This is a genomic window from Streptomyces sp. RLA012, from assembly GCF_056270325.1.
Window position 1 is genome coordinate 10,544,044 of the sequence record NZ_JBWDPA010000002.1, and the last position, 21,190, is coordinate 10,565,233.

17 protein-coding genes are annotated in these 21,190 nt (G+C 70.6%); 10 read left to right on the plus strand and 7 right to left on the minus strand.

Annotated features, from left to right (window positions below):
* Nucleotide 1: 1 nt before the first annotated feature.
* The 6 genes from RV986_RS48075 to rhaI all read right to left on the minus strand — a co-directional run bounded on the left by RV986_RS48075 (nt 2) and on the right by rhaI (nt 7,791).
* Nucleotides 2–649, minus strand: coding sequence for a LutC/YkgG family protein (locus RV986_RS48075; RefSeq protein WP_475923402.1), 648 nt, complete (start codon nt 647–649; stop codon nt 2–4).
* Complete coding sequence (locus RV986_RS48080) at nt 646–2,142, minus strand: LutB/LldF family L-lactate oxidation iron-sulfur protein (RefSeq protein WP_475923403.1); 1,497 nt, start codon at nt 2,140–2,142, stop codon at nt 646–648. The genes RV986_RS48075 and RV986_RS48080 overlap by 4 nt, the downstream gene beginning before the upstream one ends.
* Nucleotides 2,139–2,894, minus strand: a complete 756-nt coding sequence (locus tag RV986_RS48085) for a (Fe-S)-binding protein (protein ID WP_475923404.1) — start codon at nt 2,892–2,894, stop codon at nt 2,139–2,141. The genes RV986_RS48080 and RV986_RS48085 overlap by 4 nt, the downstream gene beginning before the upstream one ends.
* 95 nt (nt 2,895–2,989) lie before the next feature.
* The gene (locus RV986_RS48090; RefSeq protein WP_475923405.1) at nt 2,990–4,438 is read right to left on the minus strand and encodes a rhamnulokinase; all 1,449 of its coding nucleotides are present in this window, start codon (nt 4,436–4,438) and stop codon (nt 2,990–2,992) included.
* Nucleotides 4,435–6,474: a bifunctional aldolase/short-chain dehydrogenase gene (locus RV986_RS48095; RefSeq protein ID WP_475923406.1), complete on the minus strand. Its 2,040-nt coding sequence runs from the start codon at nt 6,472–6,474 to the stop codon at nt 4,435–4,437. Before RV986_RS48095 ends, RV986_RS48090 begins: the two co-directional genes overlap by 4 nt.
* Nucleotides 6,475–6,621: 147 nt before the next feature.
* Complete coding sequence (gene rhaI, locus RV986_RS48100) at nt 6,622–7,791, minus strand: L-rhamnose isomerase (protein WP_475923407.1); 1,170 nt, start codon at nt 7,789–7,791, stop codon at nt 6,622–6,624.
* Nucleotides 7,792–8,119: 328 nt separating this feature from the next.
* Here rhaI and RV986_RS48105 point away from each other — a divergent pair, with 328 nt between their 5' ends.
* From RV986_RS48105 to RV986_RS48145, 9 genes are all read left to right on the plus strand, one after another.
* Nucleotides 8,120–9,637: a sugar ABC transporter ATP-binding protein gene (locus tag RV986_RS48105; RefSeq protein ID WP_475923408.1), complete on the plus strand. Its 1,518-nt coding sequence runs from the start codon at nt 8,120–8,122 to the stop codon at nt 9,635–9,637.
* A 769-nt stretch (nt 9,638–10,406) separates the two neighbouring features.
* Nucleotides 10,407–11,447 carry an ABC transporter permease gene (locus RV986_RS48110; RefSeq protein WP_475923409.1) on the plus strand — a complete coding sequence of 347 codons (1,041 nt, stop codon included), beginning with the start codon at nt 10,407–10,409 and terminating at the stop codon, nt 11,445–11,447.
* Nucleotides 11,440–12,417, plus strand: coding sequence for an ABC transporter permease (locus tag RV986_RS48115; RefSeq protein WP_475923410.1), 978 nt, complete (start codon nt 11,440–11,442; stop codon nt 12,415–12,417). The genes RV986_RS48110 and RV986_RS48115 overlap by 8 nt, the downstream gene beginning before the upstream one ends.
* A gap of 123 nt (nt 12,418–12,540) precedes the next feature.
* On the plus strand, nt 12,541–13,623 hold the full coding sequence (gene rhaS / locus RV986_RS48120) for a rhamnose ABC transporter substrate-binding protein (protein WP_475923411.1): 1,083 nt from the start codon (nt 12,541–12,543) through the stop codon (nt 13,621–13,623).
* 17 nt (nt 13,624–13,640) lie between these two features.
* Nucleotides 13,641–13,961, plus strand: coding sequence for an L-rhamnose mutarotase (locus tag RV986_RS48125; protein WP_327433972.1), 321 nt, complete (start codon nt 13,641–13,643; stop codon nt 13,959–13,961).
* Nucleotides 13,962–14,055: 94 nt separating this feature from the next.
* Nucleotides 14,056–15,480: a BNR repeat-containing protein gene (locus RV986_RS48130; RefSeq protein ID WP_475923412.1), complete on the plus strand. Its 1,425-nt coding sequence runs from the start codon at nt 14,056–14,058 to the stop codon at nt 15,478–15,480.
* 76 nt (nt 15,481–15,556) lie between these two features.
* On the plus strand, nt 15,557–16,582 hold the full coding sequence (locus tag RV986_RS48135; protein ID WP_475923413.1) for a LacI family DNA-binding transcriptional regulator: 1,026 nt from the start codon (nt 15,557–15,559) through the stop codon (nt 16,580–16,582).
* Nucleotides 16,583–16,717: 135 nt separating this feature from the next.
* The gene (locus tag RV986_RS48140; protein WP_475923414.1) at nt 16,718–18,019 is read left to right on the plus strand and encodes an alpha/beta fold hydrolase; all 1,302 of its coding nucleotides are present in this window, start codon (nt 16,718–16,720) and stop codon (nt 18,017–18,019) included.
* Nucleotides 18,020–18,050: 31 nt separating this feature from the next.
* Nucleotides 18,051–18,896: a pentapeptide repeat-containing protein gene (locus RV986_RS48145; protein ID WP_475923415.1), complete on the plus strand. Its 846-nt coding sequence runs from the start codon at nt 18,051–18,053 to the stop codon at nt 18,894–18,896.
* On the opposite strand, the gene RV986_RS48150 is transcribed toward RV986_RS48145, so the two are convergent.
* On the minus strand, nt 18,858–20,342 hold the full coding sequence (locus tag RV986_RS48150; protein WP_475923416.1) for a cytochrome P450: 1,485 nt from the start codon (nt 20,340–20,342) through the stop codon (nt 18,858–18,860). The two genes, RV986_RS48145 and RV986_RS48150, sit on opposite strands and share 39 nt — an antisense overlap.
* Nucleotides 20,343–20,464: 122 nt before the next feature.
* Here RV986_RS48150 and RV986_RS48155 point away from each other — a divergent pair, with 122 nt between their 5' ends.
* On the plus strand, nt 20,465–21,127 hold the full coding sequence (locus RV986_RS48155; RefSeq protein ID WP_475923417.1) for a TetR/AcrR family transcriptional regulator: 663 nt from the start codon (nt 20,465–20,467) through the stop codon (nt 21,125–21,127).
* Nucleotides 21,128–21,190: the final 63 nt, after the last annotated feature.

Genomic DNA, 21,190 nt, shown 5'->3' on the forward strand with positions numbered 1-21,190 from the left:
GTCACTCCCCGCTCACCAGCACCACTTCCAGGGTGCGCGGTCCGTGCACCCCCTCGACCCGGTCCAGTTCGATGTCACTGGTCGCCGAGGGGCCGGAGATCCAGGTCAGCGGGCGGGTCGGGTCGAGGCGCTCCAGAGCCTGGGGTACGGAGGAGACGACCTGGTCGGGGACGCGGACGACACAGATGTGGTGGTCGGGGACGAGCGTGATGCGACGGCGTCCCTGGTCCGGGCCGCCGTCCAGGACGAGGGTGCCGGTCTCGGCGATGGCGAGCGCGCACGCGGTGACGACGCTGTCGACCCGGTCCAGCTCGCCCGAGGTGTCCTCGGCCCGGTCCGGGACCCGCGTCACCTCGGTCGCCGTCAGCCACTCCTCGTCCAGGCCCGTCGGTACGACCACCGACGTCGAACCGTGCCCGGTGAGCAGCCGGGCGATCGTCGCCGCCAGCTCGTCGGCCGCGCAACGGTGCACGAGGGCCCGGTAGTCGGCGAGGTTCTCGGCCAGCAGATCCACCGTCTGCTCGACGCTCCGCCCGCCGTGCTCGCGCAGGTACCCGCGCTCGACGGCCTGCTCGTACGGTGTGTCGTCCCGCGGCACGTCGGCGAGCGCGCGCCGCACCCGCCCCAGGATCAGATCCCTGCTGCTCACTTGTCCGTGTCCTTTCCGCCGTGCGTACGCTGCCACCAGTCGCGGAACGGCTCCGCGGGCACTGTCGGGAGATCCCGGGTGTCGCTCCACGCCTTGCCCGGACCCGGCAGTGAGCGCGGATGGAAGCGGCGTGTGCGGGAGGCGAGCCGCTGTCCGGTGCGCAGCGCGCCGGGGTGGCTGAACGCCCAGCGTGCCGCCCGCATCGCGGCCCGCTCGGCGGCGTGTCCCTTGGCGGGTTTGAGGACGACCTTGTTGCCCTCCCGCGTCACCTGACCACCCTCGGCGATCCGTTCGCGCAGGTGGACGAGGACTTCCGGGATGTCGATGGCGACCGGGCAGACCTCGTAGCAGGCGCCGCAGAGCGTGGAGGCGTACGGCAGGGAGGCGTCGATCTCGCTTGCGGTGCCCCGGAGTTGGGGGCTGAGGATCGCGCCGATCGGGCCGGGGTAGACCGAGCCGTAGGCGTGGCCGCCCGCGCGCTCGTACACCGGGCAGACGTTGAGACACGCCGAGCAGCGGATGCAGCGCAGGGCCTGGCGGCCGACCTCGTCGGCGAGGGTGTCGGTGCGGCCGTTGTCGATGAGGACCAGGTGGAAGGTCTGGGGGCCGTCCCCTTCCCCGGCTCCGCCGTCCCTCGTGCCCGTCCACATGGAGGTGTACGGGTTCATGCGTTCGGCGGTCGAGGAGCGGGGGAGGGTCTGCAGGAAGACCTCCAGGTCCCGCCAGGTGGGCACGATCTTCTCGATGCCGACGACCGAGATCAGCGTCTCGGGGAGCGTGAGGCACATCCGGCCGTTGCCCTCGGACTCCACGACCATCAGGGTGCCGGTCTCGGCGACCATGAAGTTGGCGCCGGAGATGCCGACCTTGGCCCGCAGGAACTTCTCGCGCAGGTGCAGCCGGGCGGCCTCGGCGAGTTCGGCGGGCGTGTCGGTGAGGCCCTCCGGCGCCGGGCGGCCCCACTCGCTCATCTCGCGCACGAAGATGTCGCGGATCTCGCCGCGGTTGCGGTGGATGGCCGGGACGAGGATGTGCGAGGGCCGGTCCTTGCCCAACTGCACGATGAGCTCGGCGAGATCGGTCTCGTAGGCGTGGATGCCCTCCGCCTCCAGGGCTTCGTTGAGGCCGATCTCCTGGGTGGCCATCGACTTGACCTTGACGACCTCCGTCTCCCCGGTCATCTTCACCAGGTCGGCGACGATCCGGTTGGCCTCGTCGGCGTCGACGGCCCAGTGCACGATGCCCCCGGCCGCGATGACCGACTCCTCCAACTGCACGAGGTAGCTGTCGAGATGACGGAGTGTGTGGTCCTTGATCTGCTTGCCGGCCTCGCGCAGCGCGGCCCAGTCGTCGAGTTCGGCGACGGCGACCGCGCGCTTGGCGCGGATCGTGTGGGTGGCGTGGCGCAGATTGCCGCGCAGGGTCGGGTTGTTGACCGCCTCGTGCGCCGCCTTGGGAAACGCAGGCATGCCGACGAACGTGCCACCGCTCATGCGCTCGGCTCCTCTTCCGTGCCGGCCAGGATCTCCGCGATGTGCACCGGCCGCATCCGCGTCTCCAACCGGGCCATCGTGCCGCCGATGTGCATCAGACAGGAGTTGTCGGCGGCGCACAGCACCTCCGCGCCCGTCGACTCGGCGTTGTGCACCTTGTCGGCGCCCATCGCGGCCGAGACGTCGGGGTTCTTGACGGCGAACGTGCCGCCGAACCCGCAGCACTCGTCCGCGCCCGGCAACTCGCGCAGCTCCAGCCCTTTGACGGCCTGGAGCAGCCGCCGGGGCCGGTCGCCGAGACCGAGACTGCGCAGGCCGTGACAGGTGGGGTGGTAGGTGACGGTGTGCGGGTAGTACGCGCCGACGTCCGTCACGCCGAGCACATCGACGAGGAACTCGGTGAGCTCGTAGGTCTTCGGCACCACCGGGGCGAGGGTGGCCGCGAGAGTGTCCCCGCGGCCCTCCGCCCGAGCCCGCTCGCCCATCCGCGGATACAGCTCCCGCACCATCGCGCCGCACGACCCGGAGGGCGTCACGATCGCCTCGTACGCACCGAAGACATCGGAGAAATGCCGGGCCAGTGGCTCGGCCTCATGCCGGTACCCGGTGTTGTAGTGGGCCTGCCCGCAGCAGGTCTGCGCCATCGGGAAGTCGACCTCGACGCCCAGCCTGGTCAGCAGTTTCACCACGGCACGGCCGGTGTCCGGATAGAGCGTGTCGTTGACACAGGTCAGGAACAGGGCGACACGCATCGCGGCTCCTTGGGATCGATCATCGGATGAGTGCAGGGTACGCGGAGGGCGAGCGGCTGGGGAGCCCCCGCTCATGGACACGGGCGAGTCGCCGTTCACGGACGGGTGAGACGGTCCTCCGCGGCGCGCCAGGCCGCCGCGTCGCCCCGGGGCTCGTACCGCCGCAACGGCTGCGTACGGGCGAGGAGTCGCCGCATCGACGTACGGTCGCCGACCAGGCCGTGGGCCCGGGCCTGTACGAGGACGTTGCCGAGCGCGGCCGCCTCCGCGGGGCCCGCCACGACCGGCAGTCCGCAGGCGTCGGCCGTGAGTTGGCACAGCAGTTCGTTGCGGGTGCCGCCGCCGACGATGTGCACGACGTCGACCGGGTGGTCGGCGAGAGCCTCGGCCTCGCGGATCGCCCTGCGATGGGCGAGCGCCAGGGAGTCGAGGATGCAGCGGGTGATCTCGGCGCGCGAGGCGGGCACGGGCTGTCCCGAGGCCCGGCAGGCCTCGGCGATGCGGGCCGGCATCCGACCCGGTGCGAGGAACCCGGCGTCACCCGCGTCCACGACCGACCGCAGCGCGGGCACCTCCGCGGCGGTCCGCAGCAGCTCGCCCAGATCGGGCTGCCCCCATGCGCGTACGCACTCCTGGAGCAGCCACAGCCCCATGATGTTCCGCAGATGGCGGACGGTGCCGTCCAGGCCCAGTTCGTTGGTGAAGTTGGCCGCGCGGCTCGCCTCGGTGAGGACCGGCCGCTCCAGCTCCAGGCCCGCGAGGGACCAGGTGCCGGTGCAGATGTACGCGAACCGCTCGCCCACCGCCGGGACGGCGGCCACCGCGGAGGCGGTGTCGTGCGAGCCGACGGCCGTCACCGGGACCGGGCCGCTCAGCCCGGTCTCCTCCAGGACCCGCGGGAGCAGCAGACCGGCCGGATCGCCCGGCTGCCGCAGCGGCGCGAACAGCTTGAGGTCGATGCCGAGCCGCTCCGCGAGGTCGTACGACCAGTCGCGGGTGCGCGGGTCGATCAGCTGGGTGGTCGAGGCGTTGGTGAGCTCCGTGCCCGCCTCGCCCGTGAGCCAGTGGGACAGCAGGTCGGGGATGAGCAACAGCCGTTCGGCGGCGGTGAGTTGCGCCGTCGAACGGGCTGCCGCGAGCTGGTACAGGGTGTTGAAGGGCGCGTACTGGAGCCCGGTCGCCGCGTACAGCTCGGCGGCGGGCACGGTGGCCCACACCTTCTCCGCGACCCCCTCCGTGCGGGTGTCGCGGTAGTGCACCGGGTTGCCGAGCAACGCCCCGTCGGCGTCCAGCAGCCCGTAGTCCACGGCCCAGCTGTCGATGCCGACCGAGTCGACCTGCCCGGCGGCGCGCAGTCCGTCGAGCACCCCCGCGTACAGCGCGAGAATGTCCCAGCGCAGCCCCTCGGGAACCCGCACCGGCCGGTTCGGGAAGCGGTGCGCCTCCGTCAGCTCCAGGGACTCGGGGCCGACACGGCCGACCATGACGCGTCCGCTGGACGCGCCGAGGTCGACCGCGGCGAAGCTCTTCACGTGCTCGCTCATCGCAGGAATGCCGCCGCGACACCCGCGTCGACGGGGACATGCAGGCCGGTGGTGTGGGTCAGGTCCCCGCCCGTCAGGGCGAACACGGCGTTCGCCACGTGCTCGGGCAGCACCTCGCGCTTGAGGATGGTCCGCTGTGCGTAGAACTCGCCGAGCTTCTCCTCCTCGATGCCGTACGTGGCCGCGCGCTGCGCGCCCCAGCCGCCCGCGAAGATGCCCGAGCCGCGTACGACCCCGTCGGGGTTGATGCCGTTGACCCGGATGCCGTGCTCGCCCAGCTCGGCGGCGAGCAGCCGGACCTGATGCGCCTGGTCGGCCTTGGTCGCGGAGTAGGCGATGTTGTTCGGACCGGCGAAGACCGCGTTCTTGGACGTGATGTAGACGATGTCGCCGCCCAGCCTCTGCCGGATCATCACCCGGGCGGCCTCGCGCGAGACGAGGAAGGAGCCGCGGGCCATGATGTCGTGCTGGAGGTCCCAGTCCTTCGCCGTGGTGTCGAGCAGCGGCTTGGAGATGGAGATCCCGGCGTTGTTCACCACCAGGTCGACGCCGCCGAAGGCGAGTACCGCCGCCTTGAAGGCCTCGGCGATCTGCTCCTCGGAGGTCACGTCGACGGTGACGGCGACGGCCTTGTCGGGCCCGCCCAGCGAGGAGGCGACCTCGGCGGCGCTCTCCGCGTTGAGATCGGCGATCACTACGCACGCGCCCTCGGCGACGAGCCGCTCGGCGATCGCCTTGCCGATCCCGCTGCCCGCGCCCGTCACCAGCGCCACCCGGGTCGCGAGCGGCTTGGGCTTCGGCATCCGCTGGAGCTTGGCCTCCTCAAGGGCCCAGTACTCGATGCGGAACTTCTCCGACTCCTCGATCGGCGCGTACGTCGAGACGGCCTCGGCGCCCCGCATCACATTGATCGCGTTGACGTAGAACTCGCCGGCCACGCGCGCGGTCTGCTTGTCCTTGCCGAAGGAGAACATGCCGACCCCGGGGATCAGCACGATCGCCGGGTCCGCGCCGCGCATCGCGGGGGAGCCGGCGTCGGCGTGCCGCCGGTAGTAGGCCGCGTACTCCTCGCGGTACTCGCCGTGCAGCTGCTCGAGCCGCGCGATCGCCGCGTCCAGTTCCACGGTCGGCGGGAGATCGAGGACGAGCGGCCGGACCTTGGTCCGCAGGAAGTGGTCGGGGCAGGAGGTGCCGAGCGCGGCGAGGCGCGGGTGCTCGGCGCTCGCGAGGAAGTCGAGGACGACCTCGGCGTCGGTGAAGTGGCCGACCTGCGGCCTGTCCTGCGAGGCGAGGGCCCGGACGTACGGCGCCAATGCCGCGGCCCGCTCCCGGCGCCGGGCGTTCTCCAGGGCCGCGTACCCCTCGACGACGGGCCCGAAGGGCTCCGCCCTGCCGCGCTCGACGAGGAACGCCTCGGCGGTGCGGATGATGTGCAGCGAGTTCCGCTCGCACTCCTGAGCCGTGTCGCCCCAGGCGGTGATGCCGTGCCCGCCGAGGACGCAGCCGACGGCCTGCGGGTTGGCCTCCTTGACCGCCGCGATGTCCAGCCCGAGCTGGAAGCCGGGCCGGCGCCACGGCACCCACACCACGGTGTCGCCGAAGCACTCGGCGGTCAGCTTCTCCCCGTCGGCCGCGCAGGCGATCGCGATACCCGAGTCCGGGTGCAGGTGGTCCACATGGGCGGCGGCGACGAGCCCGTGCATGGCGGTGTCGATCGAGGGGGCCGCGCCCCCCTTGCCGTGCAGGCAGTAGTCGAACGCGGCGACCATCTCGTCCTCGCGGTCCACCCCCGGGTAGACCTCCGTCATCGCCCGCAGCCGGTCCAGCCGCAGCACGGCGAGGCCCGCCTCGGTCAGCGTCCCGAGGTCACCGCCCGACCCCTTCACCCACATCAGCTCGACATCACCCCCGGTCACGGGATCCGTGTCGGTGCCCTTGGCGGAGGCGTTGCCGCCCGCGTAGTTCGTATTGCGCGGATCAGCACCGAGCCGGTGCGAACGAGCCAGCAGAGCGGCGGCTTCGGGATGGGGAGCCATGTTCCTGGTCCTTAGAGAAAGAGAGGAGTGAAGTGAGGTGACATACCTGTGCTGAGCGCCCCGTCAGGGGCGCGGGGAACTGCGCGATCAGCCCCATCGGACCCGCAGACTGCAACGGACCGCACTGGGCAGACGAGACTCAGCGGCTCAAGCACCCCATCCGGCCTGCTGTCCACCCACCCGCTCCGCCGCGATCTTCTCCCCCCACCCGGATCGGCGGTACGCCGAGACGGGATCCGCAGCCAGCCCCACCTCCTCGCGCACCTCCGCGAGCAACGGCCGCACATCCGTGTTGTAGGCATCCATGATCACGGCGTTCGCCTCCAGCACATCCCCCGCGCGCTGGGCCTCCGCCAGCGCCGGGCGATCGACGAGCAGCGCCTTCGCCGTCGCCTCCTGCACGTTCATCACGGAACGGATGATCGCCGGGATCTTCGCCTCGATGTTGTGGCACTGGTCGAGCATGAAGGCGACGTCCGGAGTGAACCCGCCGCCGCGGATCACCTCGTACATGATCCGGAACAGCTGGAAGGGGTCGGCCGCACCCACCATCAGGTCGTCGTCGGCGTAGAAGCGGGAGTTGAAGTCGAACCCGCCGAGCTTCCCCTCGCGCAGCAGCGTGGCGACGATGAACTCGATGTTGGTGCCGGGCGCGTGATGCCCGGTGTCGACGACGACCTGCGCCTTGGGACCCAGCTTGAGGCAGTGCGCGTACGCCGTACCCCAGTCCGGGACGTCCGTCGAGTAGAAGGCGGGCTCGAAGAGCTTGTACTCCAGCAGCATCCGCTGGTCGTCCCCGAGCCGCTCGTAGACCTGGGAGAGGCCCTCGGCCAGCCGGTCCTGGCGCTCGCGGAGGTCGTCCTGGCCCGGATAGTTCGTGCCGTCGGCGAACCAGAGCTTCAGGTCCTTCGAACCCGTCGCGTCCATGATGTCGACGCACTCGAACAGGTGATCAATAGCCTTGCGGCGGACGGCGGCGTCGGGGTGGCAGATGGAGCCGAGCCGGTAGTCGTCGTCCTGGAAGGTGTTGGAGTTGATCGCGCCCAGCTTCAGGCCGCGCTCCTCGGCGTACTTCGCCAGCTCCGCGTAGCTGTCGGAGGCGTCGAGCTTGTCCCAGGGAATGTGCAGTGCGACGGTCGGCGCGGCCCCCGTGAAGGTGTGCACCTGAGCGGCGTCGTCCAGTTTCTCGCGCGGATTGCGGGGGACTCCGGGCTGCGCGAACACCTTGAAGCGGGTTCCCGAGTTCCCGTACGCCCACGACGGCGTCTCTACTGCCTGGGTCTTGAGTGCGGCCTTCACCGCGGCGAGCTCGGTCACTTCGGCGCTCCTGTGACTTCGGGTGTGGCTTCGGTTTCGAACGACTGGGGAGGTGGGTCCGAACAGCTCCGCTGTCTGACCTGAACAGCTCTTCTGCCTGAAACGTTCTGAAACGATTCAGAAGGTTGAAGCTATGAGCCCCCCGAAAGGCTGTCAACCCCCTGCGCGCAGACAGCCCTTCGTGACTCGGTCGTGACCTTTGCCTATCGAAAATTTCGACGCGAACCCATTGACGTGACCTGGGCTACATGTCTAACGTCCCGGCAACCTAGTTGAAACCTTTCACGACGTCGTGGGGCTTCTCCGCCCACGCCGTTGAGGAGCTCCCATGACCCACCGGTCCGACGCGGGTCCGGCCCCTGTGCTGGCGCTTGAGGACATCTCCAAGTCCTTCGGCGCGGTACGCGCCCTGCGGGACGTGTCCCTGGAACTGTTCCCCGGCGAGGTGCACGCACTCGCCGGTGAGAACGGCGCGGGCAAGTCGACCCTCATCAAGACGCTCGCCGGCGTGCACCGACCGGACGCCGGTCGGGTGCTGCTGGACGGTGAGCCCACCGTCTTCCACGGTCCCGCCGACGCCCGCGACGCGGGCATCGCGGTGATCTACCAGGAGCCGACCCTCTTTCCCGACCTGTCGATCGCCGAGAACATCTTCATGGGCCGCCAGCCCCGGCGCGCCCTCGGCCGTATCGACCACAAGGCCACCCACGCGGCGACCGCCGCCCTGATGAAGCGTCTCGGCGTCGAACTCGACCCCGACCGCCCGGCGCGCGGGCTGTCCATCGCCGACCAGCAGATCGTCGAGATCGCCAAGGCGCTCTCCTTCGACGCCCGCGTCCTGATCATGGACGAGCCGACCGCCGCCCTCACCGGCAGCGAGGTGGCCCGCCTCTTCGGCGTCGTACGCGCCCTGCGCGAGCAGGGCTCGGCGGTGCTGTTCATCTCGCACCGCCTGGAGGAGATCTTCCAGATCTGCCGGCGGGTCACGACCCTGCGCGACGGCGCCCGGATCTCCAGCGAGCCCCTCGACGGCATGACCGAGGACGACCTCGTACGCCGGATGGTGGGCCGCGACCTGGACGAGCTCTACCCCAAGCAGGACGTCGAGGCGGGCGAAGTCGCCCTGAGCGTGCGCCGCCTGACCCGCGAGGGGGTCTTCACCGATGTCTCCTTCGATGTGCGGCGCGGTGAGATCGTCGGCCTGGCCGGGCTGGTCGGCGCCGGGCGTACGGAGGTCGCCCGGGCCGTCTTCGGCGTCGACCGCTGGGACGCCGGAGAGGTCGAGGTCGACGGGAAGTCCCTGACGAACGGAGCGCCCTCCACGGCCATGGCCGCGGGGCTGGCCCTCGTACCCGAGGACCGGCGCGCCCAGGGCCTGGTGATGGACATGTCCATCGAGCGCAACATCGGCCTGACCGGGCTGCGTACGACGGTCAAGGCGGGGCTGATGGACCGTGCGGCCGAGCGCAGCCGGTCCCTCGACTGGGCGGTCAAGCTCCAGGTGAAGTACGCCCGGCTCGCGGACACCGTCTCCACGCTGTCCGGCGGCAACCAGCAGAAGGTCGTCCTCGCCAAGTGGCTCGCCACCGGCCCGAAGGTGCTGATCGTCGACGAGCCGACCCGTGGCATCGATGTCGGTACGAAGGCCGAAGTGCACCGGCTGCTCAGTGAGTTGGCCGCCGACGGGGTCGCCGTCCTGATGATCTCCTCCGACCTGCCCGAGATTCTCGGCATGGCGGACCGCGTGCTCGTGATGCACGAGGGCCGGCTCACCGCGGAGATCCCCCGCTCCGAGGCCACCGAGGAAACCGTGATGGCCGCCGCGACGGGGAGGGTTGCCGCGTGACGGCCACCGAGGGCGCCATTCTGGGCGCGGTTCCGGGGGTTCCGGCGGTTCCGGCCGTGCTGGCGGCACTGGGGGTGCCGGGGGGCCCGGCGGTCTCTGCGGTTCCGGCGGCGCCGACGGCCTCTGTGGCCCTGGTGGCCCTGGTGGCCCTGGTGGTCCCGGCGGCACCGGGTGAACTGGCGGTCTCTGCGGTTCCGGCGGCGCGGGCGGTCTCTGTGGTTCCGGTGGCACCGGGGGTTCCGGCGGCACCGGGAATACCGGTAGGCCCGGACGTGATCGCGACGGGCGTGCGGTTTTTCGTTCCGGCTGTGGCCGGGTGGGCTGCCGGGGTGGTGTTCGGAGCCGCCGGTTCGGTTGCCCGAAGCGCGTCGGCCGTCGCGAAGACGCCTGCCCCTGCCCCGTCTGCCACTGCCCTGCGGGCGACCGTCGAGGGCGCCGAATACGCCAGGCCTGCCCGCCCCCGGCGGCCCTGGGCCGCTCGCGCCACGGCCGTCTCGTCCCGGTGGGTGGCTCGCGTCACGGTCGCCTCTCCCCGGTGGGCCTGGGTGGCTCGCGTCACGGTCGCCTCTCCCCGGTGGGCCTGGGTGGCTCGCGTCACGGTCGCCTCTCCCCGGTGGGCCTGGGTGGCTCGCGTCACGGTCGCCTCCCGCCGGTGGGCCTGGGCCGGCCGCGCCACGTTCGCCTTTCTTCAGCAAGACGCTCGCATCGCCCCGGCGGCCCCTCGGGTGGCCGCCCGTCAGACGTCGATCATCCCCCGGAGGGCCGCCGTATGACGGTGACCGCACCCAACCCCGCCCCCGCCGCCGAGGTGCCCAAATCGAACGGCACCCGGCTGGTGGACCGCGTCTTCAAGATGCGCGAACTCGCCATCCTGGTCGTCTTCCTGGTGATGATCGCCATCACCCAGATGGGCAACAGCGAGTTCCTGTCCGAGCAGGGCATCAAGGACCTGCTGCTGAACGCGACCATCCTGGTACTGGTCGCCACCGGGCAGTCGCTGGTGGTGATCACCCGGAACGTCGACCTGTCGGTCGGCTCCACGCTCGGCATCAGCGCCTTCGCCGCCGGCACCTATCTGCACGGCGGCGGCAACCCCGTCGTCGCGGTGTTCCTGGCCGTTCTGCTCGGCATCGGCTGTGGGCTGGTCAACGGGCTGTTGGTCAGCCTCGGCCAGGTGCCCGCGCTGGTCGTCACCCTCGGCACGCTCTACATCATCCGCGGCATCGACTCCATCTGGGTCGGCTCCCGCCAGATCACCGCGGCCGACCTCCCCGGCGGCTTCGTCGACTTCGGCTCCGGCGGTATCTCGGCGGTCCCGTATCTCGCCCTGATCGCCCTGGCCGTGCTGCTGGTCACCGCGTACTACCTCAAGCACTTCGGCAGCGGCCGCGAGCTGTACGCGCTGGGCTCCAATCCGGAGGCCGCCCGGCTCGCCGGTATCCCCGTCCGCAAGCGGATCCTGACCGCGTACATCGTCTGCGGCGGCCTCGCCGGCCTCGCGGGCGCCCTGTACCTCGCCCGGTTCGGCAACGTCGACTCCGGCACCGGCACCGGCTACGAACTCACCGTCGTCAGCGCGGTCGTGGTCGGCGGTGTCGTCTTCACCGGCGGTTCCGGCAGCGTCTACGGCGCCGCGCTCGGCGCGCTGCTGCTCACCTCCATCAACAGCGTGCTGCCCGCACTCGGCGTCAGTTCCGTCTGGGTGCTCGCCATCAACGGCATCCTGCTCATCCTCGCCATCGCGGTCGACCGGATCGTCGCGCTCCGCGTGGCCTCCGCACTGAAGAAGAGGAACGCCCGCAATGGCTGACTCGCCCCTCGCGCGCGCCGTCCGCTGGGACACGGTCGTCGGCGCCCTCCTCATCGTCCTGCTGCTGTTCTCCTTCGGGTTCGTGGACGGGTTCGGCAACTCGCTCAACCTGTCGTTCCTGATCGGCAACACGCTGCCCATCGCGCTGATCGCGCTGCCGATGACCCTGCTCGTGGTGGCCGGGGAGATCGACCTCTCCGTCGCGTCCACGGCGGGACTGTCCGGCTCGGTGATGGGCGCGCTGTGGAACCAGGGCATGACCATCGAGACGATCATCCCGCTGTGTCTGCTCCTGGGAGTGGTGTGCGGGCTGGTCAACGGTCTGCTGGTGACCCGGCTCGGACTGCCGTCCCTCGCCGTCACCATCGGTACGCTCGCCGCCTACCGCGGTATCGCGCAGATCGTGCTCGGCTCGGACGCGGTGACCGACTTCCCCACCCAGTACCAGGACTTCGCGTCCGGACGTATCGGGAACACCTTCGTCCCGCAGGCCTTCCTGCCCTTCCTTGTGCTCCTCGCGATAGCGGTGGTAGTACTTCACGCCACGCCCTTCGGACGCTCGTCGTTCGCGATCGGCGCCAACGAGGAGGCCGCGCGGTTCGCCGGCATCCGCGTCAAGCGGCAGAAGCTGATCCTCTTCGTCGCCACCGGCTTCATGGCCTCCCTCACCGGCATCTTCTGGGCCCTGCACTACGCCAGCGCCCGCTACGACAACGCCACCGGCCTCGAACTCTCCGTCGTCGCCGCCGTCCTGCTCGGCGGCATCGACTTCGACGGTGGCAAGGGCACACTCGGCGGCGCGATCGCGGGAGTCTTCCTGCTCGGCGCGCTGCAGAACGTGATGAGCCTCCTGAACGTCTCCGCGCAGTCGCAGATCGTCGTCACCGGCGTTCTGCTCGTCGTCTCCGTGCTCGGCCCCCGGGTCGCGCGGCAGATCTCCGTAGCGAGGGCGGCACGCTCCGCTGGATAGGCCGTTCGAGAACAGCGGGCCGGCTGTGACCGGTCGCGCCCACGCGGCAGAGCCGCATGTCCGATACAGCCCCGCGCCCCTTCAGGGGCGGGCCGCATTCACCTCCGTCAAAAGGAACCCGCCATGCGCAAGTCATCCCTCCGTCGCACCGGCGCGGCGCTCGCCGCCGTCACCTCGCTCGCCCTGGCCGTCACCGCCTGCGGCGGCACCACCAAGAACGACGTGAAGAGCGAGGGCAGTTCGGCCGCCGCGACCGGCAAGGCCGACCCGAACGCGGCCACGAAGAAGGGCCTCACGGTCGGCTTCCTGCCCAAGGCGGTCAACAACCCCTACTTCACCTCGGCGGACAAGGGCGGCGAGAAGGCGCTGACGGAGCTGGGCTCCACGTACAAGGAGGTCGGCCCCAGCAGCGCCACCGACACCTCCGGCCAGGTGAGCTACGTCAACACGCTCACCCAGCAGCAGGTCAACGCGATGGCCGTCTCCGCGCAGGACCCGGGCGCCCTGTGCACCGCGCTCAAGCAGGCCATGAGCAACAAGATCAAGGTCGTCACCTACGACTCCGACACCAACCCGGAGTGCCGCAACGCCTTCGTCTCGCAGGCCAGCGCCGAGGACCTGGGCCGCACCGAGGTCCAGCTGCTCGCCGAGCAGCTCGGCTACAAGGGCGAGATCGCGATCCTGTCCGCCGCGCAGACCGCGACGAACCAGAACACCTGGATCGACTTCATGAAGGACGAGCTGAAGGACCCCAAGTACAAGGACATCAAGCTGGTCAAGGTCGCGTACGGCAACGACGACGCCCAGCAGTCCTTCCAGCAGACCCAGGGCCTGCTCCAGGAGCACCCGAACCTGAAGGGGATCATCTCCCCGACCACGGTCGGCATCAAGGCCGCGGCCCAGTACCTGTCCGGTTCCAAGTACAAGGGCAAGGTAAGGCTGACCGGTCTCGGTACCCCCAACGACATGCGCAAGTACGTCAAGAACGGCACCGTCGACGCCTTCGAGCTGTGGAACCCGGCGAAGCTCGGCGAACTCGCCGCGCGTACGGCCGTGGCGCTGTCCTCGGGGCAGATCACCGGTGCCGAGGGCGAGACCTTCAAGGCCGGTGACATGGGCTCCTTCACCATCGGCAAGGACGGCGTGATCACCCTGGGCAAGCCGACCGTGTTCGACGCCAAGAACATCGACCAGTTCAACTTCTAGGACCCCGGGGGTCTTTGATGCAGCGCGTGTGCTTTCTGCTGAAGGTCCGTGCGGACCGCCTCGACGAGTACCGCGAGCGGCACGCCGCCGTGTGGCCCGAGATGCTCCAGGCGCTCTCGGCCACCGGCTGGCACAACTACTCGCTCTTCCTGCGTGAAGACGGCCTGCTGGTCGGCTACTTGGAGACCGAGGACTTCGCGGCCGCGCAGGCCGGCATGGAAGCCACCGACATCAACGCCCGTTGGCAGGCGGAGATGGCGCCGTTCTTCGAATCGCTGGACGGCGCCAGACCCGACGAGGCCATGAAGCCCCTCACCGAGGTCTTCCACCTCGCCTGACACCCGTTGACCTCCGTCGACCCCCGTTGACCTCGGCCGACACCCGCCGACCTCCGTCGACACCCGCGCGAAGCCCTCACCAGGAGTCCCGGACATGAAGAGACGCACCCTGCTGGCCACCGCACTGCTGACCGGCGCCGCAGGCCCCGGTGTCGCCGCCGGCACGGCCCGCGCGGCCGACCCCGGCCCCTCGGTCACCCTCACCGGCAGCACCCAACTGGACGCCCAGGCCCTCTTCTTCGTGTCCTACGACGGTCTGGTCAACAACAACTCGTTCCAGAAGAACGGGCTGTTGACCTACAAGGGTCACCAGTACGCCGTCTGGTACACCACCGACCGCAGCGCGGTCGTCGCCCGCCGGGCGCTCGGCGCGTCGAGCTGGTCGAAAGTCACCCTCGCCCACCAGCTCAAGAGCTCCGACTCGCACAACGTGATCTCCATGGGCGTGTCGAAGACCGACGGCCGGCTGCACCTCAACATGGACTCCCACAGCGACGGCTTCTTCTATGTGAAGTCCGTGGCCGGGCTGCTCGACAACCCCGCCTCCACCGCCTGGACCTCCGCCGTCCTCGGAGCCGTACAGACCTCGCTTGACGGCCTCGCGCTCACGACGCAGTTCACCTACCCCCAGTTCGTCTCCACGCCCGACGGCAAGCTCCAGTTGAGCTACCGCGTGGGCATCTCCGGAAACGGGCGCAACGCCCTCGCGGAGTACGACGGCTCGTCCTGGACCGCTCTCGGGGAGTGGTCCGGCTCGACCGGCACATACACCAGCGAGCACGGCTCCAGCACCGTCCGCAACATGTACCTGCACGGCATCGACTACGACGTCGACGGGCGGCTGCACTCCTTCTTCACCTGGCGCGAACAGAACGCCGCCGTGATGTGCAACGGCGGCGGCATCACCAACCACGACACCGGTTACGTCTACTCGACCGACCAGGGCCGCACCTGGCGCAACGACGCCGGCACCCTCGTCGGCACCACCGGCGGCTCCGACAAGGTGGCCGTCACCGACGCCGGACTCGTCGTCGACGCTCTCAACCCCGACCACTCCCTGATGAACCAGGAGAGCCAGGCCACCGACTCCACCGGACTGCCGCACGCGATCATCAGCTATGTGCCCGGCCGCTTCGGACAGTGCACCACCAACTACGTCACCGACCGGACGAACAACGGCCGCGTCTTCCACCTGCGCAAGAACGCCTCGGGCAGCTGGACCAAGACCGAGATCCCGATCGCGCTCAACTCCAGCCAGCGCACCAAGCTGATCCTGGACAGGTACGACAACGTCTACGCGATCATGCCCTTCGGCCGGATCGCCGGCGCCTCGAAGTCCTCCGGGTACACCGACTGGACGCTCCTGTACGACGGCGGCGGCCTGGACGCCTTCGGCGAGGTCGTGATCGATGAGACGCGCGTCTCACAGGACGGGACGCTGTCGGTCATGTACCAGGAGAAGTCCAGCGGGACCACGCCCTCGGCGCTGCACGTCGTCGACTTCCGGCTGCCCGCATGAACAATGAAGCCGGCGGACGCGCGGGTAATGTGAAGGCCCGCCCGCCGCTTCTCGTCCCCCTGGAGGTTCCTGCCTGATGGCCCAGTCGGTGGGTATCAAGGACGTCGCCCGCGTCGCCGGAGTCTCCGTGGGCACGGTCTCGAACGTCATCAACCGCCCGGACAGCGTCGCCTCCGAGACCCGGGCGCGCGTTCTGTCGGCGATAGACCGGCTCGGTTACGTCCGCAGCGAGTCCGCCCGCCAGCTGCGGGCCGGGCGCAGCCGGATCATGGGGCTGCTCGTCCTCGACATGGGCAACCCCTTCTTCGTGGACGTGGCCCGCGGCGCCGAGCGCGCCGCGCGGGAGGCCGGGCTGGGTGTGATGGTCTGCAACAGCGCGCAGAGCGCCGGCGAGGAGGCCGACTACCTGTCGCTCTTCGCCGAGCAGCGGGTCCGCGGAGTGCTGCTCACCCCCGCCGACGCCACCGGACGCAACATCGAGACGTTCCGCCGCAACGGCATCCCCTTCGTGCTGGTCGACCGGGTCGCCGAGGGCACCACCGAGTGCTCGGTCTCGGTCGACGACGTGGCGGGCGGCGCACTGGCCGTACGGCATCTCGTCGACGCGGGTCACCGGTCGATCGCGTACGTCAGCGGACCGCCCGGGTTCAACCAGGTCAGGGACCGCCGCACCGGCGCCCTGAACGCGCTGGCCGAGGCCGGCCTCGCGCCCACCGCGCTCAAGGAGCTGCCGACCGAGCGCCTCGACGTGTCCGCGGGCCGCGACGCGGGGGCCCGGCTCCTTGGCCTCGCCGAGCGTCCGACCGCCGTCTTCTGCGCCAACGACCTGCTCGCGCTCGGCGTCCTGCAGGCCATGTACGCGGCGGGCGTCGGCGTCCCCGACGACCTCGCCATCGTCGGCTACGACGACATCGAGTTCGCCGCCGCCGCGGCCGTCCCGCTCACCTCCGTGCGCCAGCCCGCGATGACCATGGGCGCGCTCGCCGCCGAGCTGCTGCTGGAGGAGACGGAGGCCGAGACGGCGCTTACGCCGCACGAGCACCGGCGGGTGGTGCTCCAGCCGGAACTGGTGGTCCGCCGCTCCAGCCTGGCGGCACGCTGAGCCACGGCTCGACACCCACCGGCCGGCATGCTGAGCGACCATTCAGTACCGCTTTCTTGATCCCCGGGCTCGGCCGCCCGCGGATCATGTGTTCAACTGGGACGCAGCCTGGATCCGTACGTCTCGGGAGCCCCGTTGACCGTCACCTACCGTCAGCCCGGTGTCGTCCTCACCGACCACCGCTTCAGCGTGCCCCTCGACCACGACGACCCGGCGGGGGAGCGCATCGAACTCTTCGCCCGCGAGGTCGTCGCGAGCGAGAAGGCGCACCAGGACCTCCCCTGGCTGGTCTACCTCCAGGGCGGCCCCGGCTTCGGCGCCAACCGCTTCGTCGGCAAGCAGGCCTGGCTCGGCCGCGCGCTGAAGGAGTTCCGGGTGCTGCTGCTCGACCAGCGCGGCACCGGCCACTCCACACCCGCCAACCGCCAGACGCTCCCGCTGCGCGGCGGCCCCCGCGACCAGGCCGAGTACCTCACGCACTTCCGTGCCGACTCCATCGTCCGCGACTGCGAGACCATTCGCCCCCGGCTCACCAGTGACGCCCCCTGGACCGTGCTCGGCCAGAGCTTCGGCGGATTCTGCGCGGTGCACTATCTCTCGGCGGCCCCCGAAGGCCTGCGCGCGGCCCTGATCACCGGCGGACTGCCCGCGCTGGACGCGCACGCGGACGACGTCTACCGGGCCGCGTATCCCCGTGTCGAACGCAAAGTCGCGGCACACTACGCGCGTTACCCCCAGGACATCGAGCGCGCCCGGCAGATCGCCGAGTACCTCGTCCGCCACGAACCCGTCCTGAGCAACGGATACCGCCTGACCGTCGAGGCCTTCCAGTCCCTCGGCATCCTCCTCGGCGGCAGCGAGGGCAGCCACCGTCTGCACTACCTCCTGGAGCAGGCCTTCGTCCGCACCCCGCAGGGTCCGGCCCTCTCCGACGCCTTCCAGGAGGAGGTACAGAGCCTGCTGTCGTACGCCGGGCACCCGCTCTACGCCCTGGTCCACGAGGCGACCTACGGTCAGGACGACCGGCCCACCGCCTGGTCCGCCGAGCGGGTGCGCGCCGAGTTCCCGCAGTTCGACGCGGCCAAGACCCTCACGGGCGACGGACCGCTGCTGTTCACCGGCGAGTCCGTGCACCCCTGGATGTTCGACGCCGACCCGGCGCTGCGCCCGCTGCGCGAGACCGCCGAGGAACTCGCCGCCCGTACCGACTGGCGGCCGCTGTACGACCCCGCCCGCCTCGCCGTCAACGCGGTGCCGGTCGCCGCGGCGGTCTACCACGACGACATGTACGTCGACACCGAGCACTCGCTGCGCACCGCGCGGGCTGTCCGGGGCCTGCGCACCTGGGTGACGGACGAGTTCGAGCACGACGGTGTACGGGCCGGCGGACCGCGTGTCCTCGACCGGTTGCTGGCGCTGACGCGCGACGAGGTCTGATCGGGCCATCGGCGCTCAGTAGGCTGGTGACATGCGAGAAGACGGTGGAACAGTCTCGGACCGGCGCCTCGATCTGCGAGCGGACTGTGGTCGGTGCTTCGGGCTGTGCTGTGTCGCACTGCCCTTCGCCCGTTCGGCGGACTTCGCGATCGACAAGGACGCCGGAGAGGCCTGCCCGAACCTGCGGACCGATTCCCGCTGCGGTATCCACACGCAGCTGCGGTCGAAGGGTTTCACCGGCTGCACGGTGTACGACTGCTTCGGTGCCGGACAGCAGGTCTCCCAGGTCACCTTCGGTGGCCGGGACTGGCGCTCGGGACCGCCCGAGCGTGCCCGGCAGATGTTCGACGTGTTCCCGGTCGTCCGCCAACTCCACGAACTGCTCTGGTACTTGAACGAGGCGCTCACGCTCCCCGCGGCCCGTCCGGTACACGCAGATGTCCGCCGTGCGCTCGACAGGACGGAGCGGCTGACCCGCCGGACCCCGCAGGAGCTGGGGGAGCTGGACGTGGGCGCGCACCGGCAGGAGGTCAACGTCCTGCTGCTGCGGACCAGCGAACTCCTGCGCGCGGGAGTCGGGCGCGCCAAGAAGAAGGACCGCCGCGGCGCCGACCTGATGGGCGCCCGTCTCAAGGGCGCCGACCTGCGGGGTGCCGATCTGCGGGGTGCCTACCTCATCGCCGCCGATCTCACCGGCGCCGATCTGCGCGGCGCGGACCTGATCGGCGCCGATCTGCGCGACACCGATCTCACGGACGCGGACCTGACCGGCGCCTTCTTCCTGACCCAGCCGCAGCTGAACGCGGCCCGGGGCAGCGCCGGGACCAGGCTGCCGGACTCAGTCGCCCGTCCGGACCACTGGACGGTCCGGCACTGAGCCGGGTGCGGGCCTGCGGTCTTCGAGGCGCAGCCGCAGCCCTTCCGGTATCAGCGTCAGCCGTTCGGCGACCCGCAGCCGGTAGTCCGGTTCGGGCCGCAGCTCGTAGCGGCGCAGCAGCAGGCCCAGCACCAGTGTCGCCTCGTGCAGCGCGAACTGCCTCCCGATGCAGGCCCGCGCCCCGGTGCCGAACGGCTTGAAGGTGTGCGCGGGCCGGGACCGTACCGCCGCCGGGTCGAAGCGGTCCGGGTCGAACCGCTCCGCGTCCTCGCCCCACACCCCCGGGTCGCGCTGCAGCAGCGTCGTCAGCACCAGCGCCCAGGCACCCGTCCGCATCGGGTGCACACCGCCCAGCACCGTGTCCCGCCGGGCCTCGCGCGCGAACGCGGGCGCCGTCGGCCACAGCCGCAGCGACTCGTCCAGGACCCGGCGGACGTACCGCAGTTTGGCCACCTGGTCGTAGCCCGGCCGGGGCGCCTCGCCCCAGACCCGGTCCACCTCCGCGCGTGCCCGGGCGGCGACGTCCGGGTGCCTGGACAGGTAGTGCAGGGCGAAGGAGAGCGCGCCCGAGGTCGTCTCGTGGCCCGCGATCAGGAAGGTGATCACCTGACGCCTGATGTTCTCGGGCGCCAGCCGCTCCCCGGTCTCCGGATGCGCCGTCTCCAGCATCCGGTCGAGCAGGTCCCCTTCGCCACCGGAGTGTCGGCGGGCCGCCACGACCGCGTCGACGGTGCGGTTGAGATACGCCGTGTCCGCCCGGTTGCGGCGGGTGGCACCGCGCAGCAGCACCGGAGCCAGCGGCGCGGGGAGCACGTTGAGGCGCTGCGCGTAGGTCAGGGTGCCCACCATCGCGGTGATGAAAGGGTGCGGGCGGGAGCGCTCGAAGGAACCGAAGTCATGCCCGAAACCCGTGCGCGCGATCGTCTCCAGCGTCAGCTTCGTCATGTCACCGGGTACGTCCACCGCGCGCCCCGCCGCCCGTTCCCCGTCCCAGCGCTCCAGCAGCCGCTCGGCCACGGCGAGCATCATGGGGTGGTAGCCCTCCATGGCCTCGCGGCTGAAGCCCGGGGCCAGGACGTCGTGCGCCAGCTGCCAGTTCGGCTCGTGGTTGTACGCCGTGAAGAGACCGTCCCCGGCGACCGGCCGGAGGTTGGCGACCCCGAGGCCCACGTGCTTGGCGAACCGGGTCTCGTCCGCCAGCTCGGCCGCGAGGTCCGCGCCCCAGACGAAGACGATCTCCTTGCCGAAGCCCTTGCGCCGGAAGATCGGTCCGAGCCGGCGCCCGAAACGCATCGAGTCCTGCAGCGGTGAACGGACGTTGGAGCCGACCACGTCCCCGATCACCGGGAGCCGGTACGGCGGACGCGGGATGCGGTGCAGCTCCGGCCAGCCCAGCTCCGCACTGCGGAACCCCTTGGGCAGTACGGCCCCTGTCGTCTCCGCCATGACGTCATCTCCCTTGTGCCCGCGGCAGCTCGACCCTGATGTCCCGCCTCTGTTGTACGCGGGTTCAATAGCGGTTTTCAGTCTGGTCCCGTTGTTGAACCGACGTCAAGTAAAGTGCGGACATGGTGGTCGGACAGGGCGAGCAGGGGGAGCGAGGGGAACCGGGGGAGCGAGGGGCGCAGGGGGAGCGGGGCGAGCGCACGCGTCGCCGGCTCAGCTCCGAGGAGCGCAGGGAGCAGCTCCTGTGCGTCGGGGCGCGGCTGTTCTCGGAGAGCCCGTACGGCGAGGTGTGGATCGAGCAGGTCGCCGAGATCGCCGGTGTCTCGCGCGGGCTCCTGTATCACTACTTCCCGACCAAGCGGGACTTCTTCGCGGCCGTCGTGGAACGCGAGAGCGAGCGCATGCTGCGTATGACGGCGGCGGTGCCCGGCGTTCCCGTACGAGAGCAGCTGAGCGCGGGGCTCGACATCTTCCTGGCGTACGTCGAGGCGCACGCGCACGGCTTTCGCGCCTTCCACCGGGCCGACGCGGCGGGCGACCAGGCCGTGCGCAAGGTCTATCAGCGGGCGCTGGCCGCGCAGGAGCGGCAGATCCTGGCCGCGCTCGCCGCGGACCCGGACATCGCCGGGGCGTCCGAGGCGGGGCCCGAGCTTCGGATCGCCGTGCGCGGGTGGCTCGCCTTCACCACCGCCGTCTGTCTGGAGTGGCTCAGGGGGGCGGAGCTGACCCGCGAGCAGTTGCGCGATCTGTGCGCGCGGGCGCTTTTGGGCGCCATCGCGCCGTAACCCACAGGAAGGTCAGAGGTGTGGCGTGGTTGGCGTACACCCCGATCTCCGATAAGTTAGGCA